Origin of the sequence: Pandoraea sp. B-6, assembly GCF_000282835.1 — a bacterium.
In the GTDB taxonomy this organism is placed as follows: Bacteria; Pseudomonadota; Gammaproteobacteria; order Burkholderiales; family Burkholderiaceae; genus Pandoraea; species Pandoraea cepalis.
Genome location: NZ_KB290558.1, coordinates 66390 through 77645, shown reverse-complemented (window position 1 = coordinate 77645; position 11256 = coordinate 66390). Strand labels below are relative to the sequence as shown.

The following is an 11256-nucleotide window of genomic DNA, read 5'->3' as shown; positions in this document are numbered from 1 at the left end:
CTCGCGAACTGGGTTGCCATGATCGCGCCCAGCGAATGACCGACGAGCGCGACGCGTGCCAGCCCCAGCGCATCGAGCCACGCCGCGAGCGCTTCGACATAGGCGTCGGCGTGCGGCTCGGCGTCGGCGACATTCGTCGTCTGCCCGTAACCCGGCGCGTCCCATGCGTAAAGCGCGGCATGCAGGTTCGTGGCTTCGAATTGCGCGAGCCATGACGCCGCACCGGACCCGATGCCGTGCAGCATCACGACCGGCATGGCACCTTCGGCTTGCGTTCCAGCGCTGCGATAGCCCACGGTGCCCACGCGCGTGGCGACGGTGCGGTACGGGAAGGCGTCCAGACGCGCGCATAGCGGCGCGACGGCGGCATCTTCGGGTACTTCGGACTGAAAGGCTTCGGCTTGCATGGCTTGGACTGAACGTCTTGCTTTGTGAATTCCTGCCGGTGTGGCGCTTGCGACGGGCAAGCCCCTCACCGGACTTTCCGGGACAACGGCCCCCGGCGGGCTTACTTCAGATCGCGCTTGATCTGCGCGAGCGGCGAATCCGGCGGGTACGTCGGCGTGACCGGCTTTTGCGAGCCGAGCATCACGCACATGAGCGCGTCTTCGTCACCAATGTTGATTTCCGTTCGATACACGCCAGGCGGCACCGAGATCAGGTCGCGCTCACCGAGAATGGCTTCCCAGGTTTCGCCATCGCGCTCGCAGATCACCTTCATCTTGCCGCGCATCACGAAGAAAATTTCTTCGACATCCATATGGATGTGGCTCGGGCCGATGTTGCCGGCCGGGATTACCATCGTCGAGAACGTGAAGTGACCGGCAGGGACCGTGTTGACGTCCTTGGCCACGCCCGTGCCGCCCGTGCCGACGTAGCGCATTTGCGCGCGGCGGTACTTCGGGTCGTAGTCGGCCTGGAACTTCAGCGCGTCCCAGTCGTACTTGCGCGTCGAGAAACGGGCTACGCGCGTGTCCAGCCAGTCGCCGAACGCCTGGCCTTCGGCCTGCGTCCAGCTCTCGACGGCCTGTGGCGTCGCGGTGTTTTTAGCGTCGGCTTGCGCCATGGTCTAACTCCTTGAAGGCGTTGCGAATAAGAACGGCTCGTCAGGGCATCACGAAGCCGCCGTTGACCGGCAGCACCTGCCCGGTCACGAAACGGGAAGCATCGGAGAGCAGGAACAGCACGGGGCCGATCACGTCGTCGGGCACCTGGGCGCGCGGCAGCGCACGTCCCTCCAGGTAATGACGATGACGCTCGGCAGGCACGTAGGCCGTGGCTTCCACCTCGACGAGTCCCGGCGCGATCGCGTTGACGGTGATGCCGTCCGGGCCGAGTTCGCGGGCGAGCGAACGTGTCATCGCCATGACGGCGCCCTTGCTGGCGGTGTAAGCGAGCAGGCGCGGCGCGCCCCACAGCGCGGTATCCGACGCGATGTTCACGACGCGCCCCTGCCCCGATGCACGCAGAAACGGCAGCGCCGCCATCGTCATGAGCCAGGTGCCACGCACGTTGACGTTCATGACCGCGTCCCACGTCTCGATGCTCAGCTCGGCGGCCAGCTTGCCGCCCGAGTTGGTGATCGCGCCGTTGTTGACCAGCCCGTCGATGCCGCCCATGCGCTCGGCAGCCCCCTTGGCGGCCGCGTCCACCGAGGCCGGATCGGACAGGTCGACACGCACGAACGACACGGCATGTCCCACACCGCTCAGTTCGGCCGCGAGGGCCTCGCCGGCCTGCGAGGCGATATCGGCAATCGTCACTTGCGCGCCGCGTGTCACGGCGGCACGGACGAACCCTTCGCCAAGGCCACGCGCGCCACCGGTGATCAGCAGCTTCTTGCCGTCGAGCGGCGCCAGCGTGTTGGCGTCGAGCGGGGGGATGGGCAGTTCGTTCACGGTGAAATTCCTCGTCGTTCAGGCGATGTTCATGGCGGCACGCGGCACGTAATGCAACGCGCGGCGTTCCAGCCAGACCACGGCGGCGTACGCCGCGATACCGATGACGGTGAGCCCGGCGATGGAGACGAACACCATCGCGGTGTTGCCCTGACCTTCGCCATACACCAGCAGATAGCCCAGGCCACGGTCGCCACCGACCAGCTCACCCACGGTCACGCCGATCACGGCCAGCGTCGACGCGATGCGCAAGCCCGCGAAGAGCGCCTGCATGGCCGACGGGAATTCAACGAAGCGGAAGATCTGCCAGCGGCGGCCGCACAGGGCGCGCACCAGATTGACCATGTCCGGGTCGACGGCGCGCACGGCGCCGAGCACATTGATCATCACGGGGAAGAAGACGATCAGTACAGCCACGAGAATCTTCGGGTAGATCGTGTAGCCCATCCACATGACGAACAGCGGCGCAAACGCGACCTTCGGCGCAATCTGCAGCGCGAGGATGTACGGTGAAAGCATGGCTTCGGTCGACGGCGACAAACCGAGGACCACGCCGATCACCACGCCCAGCGCCGAGCCGATCACGAAGCCCGCGATCACTTCGATGGCCGTCACGCCGATGTGTAGCCACAGGTTCTCGACCTGGAACATGCGGGCGCCTTCGATCACGGTCGACGACAGCTTGGGCAGCACGAACTCGGGTACGCCGAACGCCGTCGGGCCCCATTGCCAGATGGCCGCGAAGATCAGCAGCAACACGAAGCTGCCAACGGTCAGTTGCGTTTTGGAAAGGGATTTCATAGCGAGGATTCCAGTGTCTTGCAGTGTCGGGGACGAGGATCAACCAAGGTGGTCGTCGCGACCCACCTTGAGCAGTTCCATCAGATGGGCCACGTATTCGTTCATGCCCGCCTGCTTGCGGCGCTCGATCGGGTTGTCGCGATGCGGCAGATCGATCGTGATCTCCTCGATGATCGTGCCCGGGCGCTCACTCATCACGAACACGCGATCCGAGAGCGCAATGGCTTCGGCGAGGTCGTGGGTGATCATCAGCGCGGTCTTGCCCTCGTCGGCGAGCATCTGCGCGAGATCCTGCTGGAGCACCATCTTGGTCTGCGCATCGAGCGCCGAGAACGGCTCGTCCATGAGCAGAACGTCCGGCTCGACGGCCAGCGTGCGGGCCAGCGCCGCGCGCTGACGCATGCCGCCCGAGAGCTGGTGCGGGTAGTGGTTCTCGAAGCCCTTCAGGTGGCAACGCGCGAGCAGCGCCTTGGCCACTTCCGCCCGCTCGGCCTTGCTGCGCCCACGGATCTGCATGCCCAGCTCGACGTTCTTCTGAATCGAGCGCCACGGCATGAGCAGGTCTTTCTGCAACATGAACGCGACTTGCTGCGACGGGCCGCGCACCGGCTTGCCCGCGAGCGTCACCTGCCCTTCGCTCGGCGCGTAGAGACCGGCGCCCATGTTGAGCAGCGTGCTCTTGCCGCAGCCGCTCGGGCCGATCAGCGAGACGAACTCACCGGCCTTGATGCCGATGGAGACGTCCGAGACGGCCGTCATCTCGCCCTTGCCCTGGCGATTTTTGAACCGACGCGTGACGCCGCGGTATTCGATGGCGAACGGCAGGGGTGCCGCCGCCGGCTGCGCCTGACGTGCCTCGGCATTCGCCTCGGCTACGTTCGCGTCCTTCAATTGAATCGACCTGAGCATGGGAAACCACCGTGTTTCTGGATGTTCAACTTGCCTCGGGCAGCCTGCTGCGTCGTTTCGCCTGCATGGCTTGCCACCTGTCTTCCCTTGCGGGACACGTTTCATATGTGAAACGTTGATTTACTTATGGATCAATTATAGGGAGGGATTTGCCCGTTCAAAATTGTTTTTTGACTAGGGGAAACCCGCACCCGCAGGCGTTGCACAGCCAACACAACAGCCGAGACGAAAAAAACGCCGGCGGGCAAAGGCCGGCCGGCGTGGGAAGTGAGACCACAAGGGGCGTCTCGCAATGCGTTGGCGTTGCGAGGCGTCAGAACGAGTGATGCACGCCCGACAGGATGATGAACTGATTGCCCGTCGACGACGCGCCGATCGTGTTGATGGCCGTCACCGCCCCATTGCCGCTCGCGTGTTGATACACACCGCTCAGATACACCTGCGTGCGCTTGGAGAACGCGTAGACGTCGCCCAGGCTGACCTGCGTCCAGCGCTTGCCCGTCAGCGAAGTCGTGGCCGCGCCGAAGGTGATCGTGTTGGCCACGCCCGTCGCATAGTTGGCACCGCCGTCGAACGACTGGTAAGTGTCGCTGAAGCCCGGCGACTGCAGTTTCACGCGCGTGTACAACGCGTGCAGCAGCCACGGCCCGAAGCCATACGACACGCCGGCGCCCATGTTCTCGACGTTCGACGCCGCATAGCTGCCAACCGCCTGTCCCTGGTAAGTCGCGCCGCCGAGCACGGCAACGTTCGGCGTGCGGTTGTTCTCGTTCGAGTAGACTGCCGACGCCTTGAAGCCGCCGTTCGTATAGTTCGCGGCCACACTCCACTTGCGCCCGTTGGCGAAGTTCGTGTTGTTGCCGAACGAGATCATGCTGCCCGCCTTGAAGCCCGCAAAGTCCGGCGTGACGTAGCGCACGGAGTTGTCGACCTGCACGACGGACGTGTTCGCCAGCTCGTCGAGGTTACCCGGGTGGAACATGTACCAGTTCATGCCCAGGTAGGCCGTGCTCATCGGCCCGAGCCAGTCGAAGTTGAACGTGGTCATGTGACCGATGGTCAACGTGCCCATCTTGTCCGACTGCAGGCCAACCCACGACTGGCGGTTGAACATCGCGCCCGCCTTGACCGTGTTGCCCGAGAGCGTCGAGAAGCCGTTTTCCAGCTGGAAGATGGCACGATTGCCACCGCCCAGATCCTCGACCCCGCGAAAGCCCCAGCGATCCGGCTGCGTCGCGCCCTGCTGGGCGATCCAGTTCGCGTTGCCGCCCTGATTGTTCACGTACGCCATGCCGGCATCCAGGCTGCCGTAGATCGTGACGTTGCTCTGCGCCTGCGCAGCGACCGGCACCCCCGCCGCCAGCAGCATTGCCGCCGCCAGCGCCGTCATGCCAGGGATCCGCCCCATCGGAAACCGCTTCATCTGTGTACTCCTGTCGTTCGATGATTCGAGAACGGTGACGACGCCGGATGCGATGCGCGGCAACCCAAGCCAGTCGCCTCGTCCCGCATTTGCTTTTTCGACGTTCCACCTATGAAACGTTGGATTACTTATGAAACCAACTGAGCGAAGCTTAGGCCAGGTGACGCATGAGCCCCGCAGCGGAGATTCACGAATTGATAAGAATAAATTGGCGTGCTAACGCGCCGGTACAGCGACGAAGATCTCCGCCCCAGCTGCGCAGCGAGCGGCACCGTTCGTCCCGCGAGCGTTGCCGGGCGTCCTGGCTCGCCCCCCGTCAGGGCCTGTCCGTTTCCTCGGGATTTACCCGAGGATGCCTTGCCTTTGATCGAATCAAAAACAATAATATTTGAACATCATGTTCATATTTGAACTTATTATTTTTCTGGTTTGTCGTCACTTTCGTCAAAGGATGTTCCCATGCAAGCTCCTCTCATCGGCATCAACGGTGCCGGCATCGGCGGTCTGGCCGCCGCCATCGGCTTACTGCGCGCAGGTTTCCGTGTGCGCGTGTATGAGCAGGCAGCGCAGTTCGCCCGGGTCGGCGCGGACATCAACCTGACACCCAACGCCGTGCGCGCGCTCGACGGCCTCGGGGTCGGCGACGCCTTGCGCCAATCGGCCGCGCAACCGAGCCATCGCATCAGCCGCACCTGGGATTCGGGCGAGGAGACCTCGCGTCTGGAAATGGCCCGCACGGCGCAGACGAAATACGGCGCGCCGCAACTCACGATGCACCGCGCCGACCTGTTGCAGGCGTTGGAGCAGGCCGTGCCCGCGACGTCGATTGCGCTGGGCAAGAAACTCGTATCGTTCGAAGCGCCGGGCAACGCGCAGCCCGGCCCCATTCGACTGGCGTTCGCGGACGGCACGCACGACGACGTCGATGTGCTCATCGGCGCGGACGGCATCCACTCGGTCGTGCGCACCGGCCTGTTCGGGCCGGAATCGCCGGAGTTCACTGGCGTGGTGGCGTATCGCGCGGTCGTGCCCGCGGACAAACTCGACGGCGTGCCGAATCTCGGCGCGTTCACGAAGTGGTGGGGACCGAACCCGTCGAGCCAGATCGTGACGTTCCCGCTCAATCTCGGCCGCGACATCTTTGTCTTCGCCACGACGCCCCAGGACAGCTGGACGCTGGAATCGTGGACGGCACCCGGCGACGTGCACGAGTTGCGCGCGATGTACGCCGACTATCACCCCGAAGCGCGCGCCCTGCTCGACGCGTGCGACAGCGTGCTGAAGTCGGCGCTGTATGTGCGCGATCCGTTACCGCAATGGTCGCGCGATCGGGTGTCGCTGCTGGGCGATGCGAGCCATCCGATGATGCCGTTCATGGCACAAGGCGCCGGCATGGCGATCGAAGATGCTGTGGTACTGTCTCGCCACTTGGCGGCCGTGGGCCCAAGCGCCGAGCTTTCCACGCTCGCCGCCGCGCTCGCGCGCTACGAGGTATCGCGACGCGAACGCACGGCACGCGTGCAGATCGGCTCGCGCGGCAACCAGTGGCTCAAGGAAGGCGGCAATGCCGACTGGGTCTACGAGTACGACGCGTGGCAAGTCCCGCTCGCGGCCTGAGTGACCTGCGGCGGCGCAAGTGCGATCGCTGCGCCGCCCTATACCGATGCTCCCGATGCCCCCGATGACTGGAATCGACCGCATGAACAAAGCTACGCAAGACATTGAGTCCACGACCGATACGCAAGACACCGGACAAGCGGGCCTCGTGACGCCTGTCATGCGTGCGCTCAAGCTGCTGCGCTTCGTGGCGGACGGCGGGTCGACGGCCAATGTCAGCGACGTCGGCCGCCGCATTGGCGTGAATCGGGTGACGGTCATGCGTTTGATCGAGACGCTCCAATTCGAGGGCGTGCTGGAGCCGTTGCCGCAGGGTGGCCATCGGCTCGGCTTGAATTTCCTGACACTGGCGGCCAGCGCACTCGCCGGCGAGGATCACCTGGCGACAGCGCGGCGCGTACTTACGCGCGTGACGACCGAGACCGGACTATCAAGCTATCTCACCGTGCTCGACGGCGCCCAGGTTCGCTATCTGCTGTGCGAAACGCCGGCGTTACCGCTCGTCAGCAATATCCGCGCGGGCAGCCGCGTCACGGCACATTTGACGGCACCGGGCCGGTCGCTGCTCGCGCATCTGAGCACCGAGCGCCGCCGTGCGTTGCTCGGGCCGGAACCGCTCGCTGCCGCCACGGCACAAAGCGCACGCACGCATGCTGCGCTCGACGCCCAGCTCGAACGTGATCGCGACGCCGGATGCGCCTGGAGTCAGGACGGCTTCGAAGCGGGCATCGACGCCTGCGCCGCCGCTGTGCTGGACGCTCACGGCAGACCGTTGGCAGCCCTGAGCGTTGCCGGTCCGCGCTCGCTGGTGGGCACTGATACATTGACGCGCGAGCGCACCGCGCGAGCGGTGAAGTCGGGCGCGGCCGATCTCGCCATCCTGCTGGCCGACGCACCCGCGTTTCTCGCCGCTGCCGAACGCGGCTGAGCCTTCGCGACTGCACCGCCATCACCTCGCTTCAGAGGGCGATGGCCGCGAGCTTGCGTTCCCCGAGCGGCGTGACGCGCAACGCGCGCGGCGCCCGGGTGGGTTCGAGCCACTTGGCGTCGAGGCAGGTGCTGAGCAGCGCCGCCCCCAACGCGCCCCCCAGATGCGGCTTGCGCTCGCTCCAGTCGGGGCAGGTGCAGGCGAAGCGGCGTCGATGGGCGCGAGCCGTGGCGAGGTTGACGCCAACGGCCGTGAGTCCCTCCACGCCCGTATCGGTGAGCGCCACGTCGCTACCGTCGATCCGAAGCCAACGGTGCGCATGCATCCGCGAGAAGAGATCGACCGCAACTTCCCCAGCGAGATGGTCGTAACAGGTCCGCGCGTGGCGAAGCGGTATCGGCGTGGAACGACTGACAGGGACAGAGCGCGGCCGCAGGTCGCGCGTGGCAAGCACGGCGCTGGCAAGCGCTTCGATGGCCGCCGCGGTCTCGGGCGTGGCGATGCGGAAATAACGATGGCGTCCGCGTGCTTCCTGCGCCAGCACGCCGCCGTCGACCAGTCGGGCAAGATGGCCGCTTGCACTGGACGGCGACAGCCCGGCCACCAACGCCAACTCCCCCGCCGGACGGGCGGAACCGTCCATCAACGCCCACAGCATGGTCATGCGCCCGGCATCGGCGAGCAACGCGGCGAGTGAGCTGACGCCGGGGGCGTGATCTCTTGCGATGTCCACAGCAGGACTCCTGTAAGGATGATGAAGCACAGCATCGGCAGTATAGGCTGGGGGATGCGTTCAACACTTCAGCATGGGATGAAACGTGGCGGTCGGCCGATGCGCCATGATGAGTCCCGTTCCCCTCAAATCGAGATGCCCGCCATGCTTGCCGCCACCGCCGATCTCCTCACCGTGCCGCCGCCCGCAAGTGTGCTGGCCGCCGTCGCGCACCCCAACCCGTATCCGTACTACCAGTCGCTCGCCGCTCGACGCCCGTTCGATTTCGATGCCTCGCTCGGCATGTGGGTCGCCGCCAGCCCGCAAGCCATGGCCGCCGTGCTGCGCCATCCGGCGTGTGGTGTTCGGCCTGCTGGAGCGACCGTCCCCGCGGCATTGGCCAATGGCGCCGCCGGCGACTGGTTCGGCACACTCGTCAGGATGAACGACGGCGCCGCGCATGCGGCAATGAAGCCCTGGCTCAAGGCTCGACTCGCCACGCTGCATGCCGACGGCGCCACCCTCGACCGGCTGCGCAACGCCAGCCAGGCCGCCTGTGCAGACGCCTATCTCGCCCAAGGGGAGACACCCTGCGCGCGCCTCGACGACTTTGTCTTCCGTCAGCCGATCTATGCCCTCGCGGCGTGGCTGGGCGTTCCTCCCTCACAGTGGGTCGACGTGTACGACGACGTCCGCACGCTGGTCGCGGCGATGGCTGAGTCCACCCAGTCGTCTCCGCGCGCCGAGAGGCTCGCACGCGGACACAGCGCCGCCACGACGCTTCGCCATCGCGCCATGCGCTGGCTCGACCACGACGCCGCCCCAGGATCTTGGTTGCGCGACACGGCCCGAAGCGCGGCACGCGACGAGGCCGTCGACTACGGGGCGCTCACGGCCAATGTCGTGGGCCTCTTTACGCAAACGCATGACGCCTGCGCCGGACTCGTGGCCAACAGCCTGCGCCGGCTCGCGCAGCAGGCGTCGCCCGGCGCTGTGCCCGTCGTCAACGGTGCTCAATCGCTACCGGCCAACCTTGCCGTCGCCATCACCGCCATCGGCGAGGTGATCCGTCACGATCCCCCCGTGCAAAACACCCGTCGATTCCTGCACGCGCCCGCCATCATCCATGAACGAACGCTCGCATGCGGCGATGTGATCCTTGTGGTGCTTGCCGCCGCGCCCGCCGGTGCCACACCGGACGACGTGGCCTGGACCTTCGGGCACGGCGCCCACACCTGCCCGGGACGCTCGCCGGCCAGCACGATCGCCGCCATCGGCGTGCAGACGATACTCGACAGCGATGTCGATCTCGCCGCCATCGCGACCGGCTCGATGTATCACCCGCTCGGCAACATCCGGATCGCGCGTTTCCACGATGGCGCCACGGCGGCTTGAGGCAAATGACTGCTTTCGATGAGTGTGTTTTAATCAGTGGAACGTGGGTTCCACTCAACGAAACGCGATGGAACAAGTGAAACCCTTGTAAACATAAGGCTCTGCGCCAGGGCCCCGCGTGGTCCAGGAATTTCGGGCAGGATGACGCTTTCGTTGTGCGCACCGCCCGCTGTGGCGTCCCGGTGCGCGCCCGTCCCGTCTTCCGCTGCCCACATGTCCGACACACACACCGACGGTATGCCCATGCCCGCCCGGGTATGGGCCGTTGCGACCGTCATGCTCGCGATCTCGCTCGCGGTGCTCGATGGGGCGATTGCCAACGTCGCGCTCCCCACGATCGCGCGCGACCTCAACGCCAGTCCCGCCACGTCGATCTGGATCGTCAACGCTTACCAGCTCGCCATCACCATCTCGCTGCTGCCGCTCGCCGCACTCGGCGAGATTGTGAGTTACCGCCGCGTCTATACCGTCGGGCTCGCGCTGTTCACCGTCGCCTCGCTTGGCTGCGCGCTCTCGGATTCGCTCGTCACGCTCACGCTCGCACGCGTGGTGCAGGGCTTCGGGGCGGCAGGCATCATGAGTGTGAACACCGCGCTGGTGAAAGCCATCTACCCGTCGCGCTGGCTCGGGCGCGGCGTCTCGCTCAACGCGCTCATCGTTGCCATCTCATCCGCTGCGGGCCCAACGATTGCCGCCGGCGTGCTGTCCATCGCGCACTGGCCGTGGCTCTTTGCCATCAACGTGCCACTCGGCGTCGTCGCCTTTGTCATCGCCGTGCGCTCGCTGCCCGACACGGCCCGCGCCTCGCACCCCTTCGACTGGACCGGGGCGCTGTTGAGTGCGCTCACCTTCGGCTTGCTCATCTCGGGCATCGACGCCTTCGGGCATGGTCAGGCGCGTTGGCTGGTGGCGCTCGAAGTCGCCGCAGCGATCGTCATCGGCACGGTCTTCGTGCGACGCCAACGCACCCAGCCGGTGCCGCTGTTGCCGCTGGACCTGCTGCGCATTCCGATTTTCGGGCTGTCGATCTGCACGTCGATGGCGTCGTTCTGCGCGCAAATGCTCGCGTATGTCGCGCTGCCCTTCTTCCTGCAGGATTCGCTGGGCTTTGATCGTGTGCAGACCGGCTTGCTGATGACGGCCTGGCCGCTCACCATCGTTGTCGTCGCGCCGCTGGCCGGGCGCCTGCTGGAGTATTACAAGCCCGGTCTGCTCGGTGCGATTGGTCTGGCGGCGTTCGCCCTCGGCCTGCTCGCGCTCGGCCTGCTGCCCGCGCACCCGCAATCGGCCGACATCGTCTGGCGCATGGCCCTGTGCGGCTTCGGCTTCGGACTGTTCCAGTCGCCCAACAACTACGCGATGCTCATGGCCGCGCCCGCCCATCGCAGCGGCGGCGCAAGTGGCATGCTGGGCACTGCGCGCCTGACCGGGCAGACGACGGGTGCGGCGCTCGTGGCCCTCATCTTCAGCGTCGCCCCGTCGGGCTTCGGCACGCGCGCCTCGCTCTATGTCGCGGCGGCGTTCGCTGCAGTCGCGGCCGTGGTGAGCAGCCTGCGTACGCTGCCCGCGGCCC

At 66.0% G+C, this 11256-nt stretch carries 11 protein-coding genes; 4 read left to right on the top strand and 7 right to left on the bottom strand.

The annotated features are described in order from the left end of the window. The 6 genes from A985_RS29540 to A985_RS0120880 form a co-directional block, all read right to left on the bottom strand. A partial coding sequence (locus A985_RS29540) for an alpha/beta fold hydrolase (protein ID WP_232424700.1) occupies window positions 1-407 on the bottom strand: 407 nt, incomplete at its 3' end. Between the two features lie 101 nt (window positions 408-508). Beyond that, window positions 509-1066 carry a cupin domain-containing protein gene (locus A985_RS0120900; protein ID WP_017235324.1) on the bottom strand — a complete coding sequence of 186 codons (558 nt, stop codon included), beginning with the start codon at window positions 1064-1066 and terminating at the stop codon, window positions 509-511. A 40-nt stretch (window positions 1067-1106) separates the two neighbouring features. Continuing rightward, a complete protein-coding gene (locus tag A985_RS0120895; protein ID WP_017235323.1) occupies window positions 1107-1898 on the bottom strand; it encodes an SDR family oxidoreductase in 792 nt (263 codons plus the stop codon). Between the two features lie 18 nt (window positions 1899-1916). Continuing rightward, a complete protein-coding gene (locus A985_RS0120890) occupies window positions 1917-2699 on the bottom strand; it encodes an ABC transporter permease (RefSeq protein ID WP_017235322.1) in 783 nt (260 codons plus the stop codon). A gap of 39 nt (window positions 2700-2738) precedes the next feature. Then, a complete protein-coding gene (locus tag A985_RS0120885) occupies window positions 2739-3608 on the bottom strand; it encodes an ABC transporter ATP-binding protein (protein ID WP_017235321.1) in 870 nt (289 codons plus the stop codon). A 313-nt stretch (window positions 3609-3921) separates the two neighbouring features. Further along, the gene (locus A985_RS0120880) at window positions 3922-4998 is read right to left on the bottom strand and encodes a porin (protein ID WP_026132229.1); all 1077 of its coding nucleotides are present in this window, start codon (window positions 4996-4998) and stop codon (window positions 3922-3924) included. A gap of 492 nt (window positions 4999-5490) precedes the next feature. Here A985_RS0120880 and A985_RS0120875 point away from each other — a divergent pair, with 492 nt between their 5' ends. Together A985_RS0120875 and A985_RS0120870 are read left to right on the top strand one after the other, a co-directional pair. Next, window positions 5491-6648 (top strand): FAD-dependent monooxygenase, encoded by a 1158-nt coding sequence (locus A985_RS0120875; RefSeq protein WP_017235319.1) that lies wholly within the window; start codon window positions 5491-5493, stop codon window positions 6646-6648. 82 nt (window positions 6649-6730) lie between these two features. Further along, the gene (locus A985_RS0120870; RefSeq protein WP_017235318.1) at window positions 6731-7576 is read left to right on the top strand and encodes an IclR family transcriptional regulator; all 846 of its coding nucleotides are present in this window, start codon (window positions 6731-6733) and stop codon (window positions 7574-7576) included. A 31-nt stretch (window positions 7577-7607) separates the two neighbouring features. Here the strand turns inward: A985_RS0120870 and A985_RS0120865 are convergent, their stop codons facing one another. Beyond that, a complete protein-coding gene (locus A985_RS0120865; RefSeq protein ID WP_051060328.1) occupies window positions 7608-8240 on the bottom strand; it encodes a helix-turn-helix transcriptional regulator in 633 nt (210 codons plus the stop codon). A 213-nt stretch (window positions 8241-8453) separates the two neighbouring features. On the opposite strand from A985_RS0120865, the gene A985_RS0120860 reads away from it, so the two are divergent. Together A985_RS0120860 and A985_RS26500 are read left to right on the top strand one after the other, a co-directional pair. Continuing rightward, window positions 8454-9683 (top strand): cytochrome P450, encoded by a 1230-nt coding sequence (locus A985_RS0120860; protein WP_017235316.1) that lies wholly within the window; start codon window positions 8454-8456, stop codon window positions 9681-9683. Window positions 9684-9896: 213 nt separating this feature from the next. After that, window positions 9897-11256 (top strand): MFS transporter (locus tag A985_RS26500; RefSeq protein ID WP_083902391.1); only part of this gene is annotated, 1360 nt, incomplete at its 3' end.

Coding starts and splice junctions, on each gene's coding strand:
- A985_RS0120885 (WP_017235321.1), bottom strand. CDS start 3,608: ATGCTCAGGTCGATTCAATTGAAGGACGCGAACGTAGCCGAGGCGAAT.
- A985_RS0120880 (WP_026132229.1), bottom strand. CDS start 4,998: ATGACGGCGCTGGCGGCGGCAATGCTGCTGGCGGCGGGGGTGCCGGTC.
- A985_RS0120890 (WP_017235322.1), bottom strand. CDS start 2,699: ATGAAATCCCTTTCCAAAACGCAACTGACCGTTGGCAGCTTCGTGTTG.
- A985_RS0120875 (WP_017235319.1), top strand. CDS start 5,491: ATGCAAGCTCCTCTCATCGGCATCAACGGTGCCGGCATCGGCGGTCTG.
- A985_RS0120865 (WP_051060328.1), bottom strand. CDS start 8,240: ATGACCATGCTGTGGGCGTTGATGGACGGTTCCGCCCGTCCGGCGGGG.
- A985_RS0120860 (WP_017235316.1), top strand. CDS start 8,454: ATGCTTGCCGCCACCGCCGATCTCCTCACCGTGCCGCCGCCCGCAAGT.
- A985_RS0120870 (WP_017235318.1), top strand. CDS start 6,731: ATGAACAAAGCTACGCAAGACATTGAGTCCACGACCGATACGCAAGAC.
- A985_RS0120900 (WP_017235324.1), bottom strand. CDS start 1,066: ATGGCGCAAGCCGACGCTAAAAACACCGCGACGCCACAGGCCGTCGAG.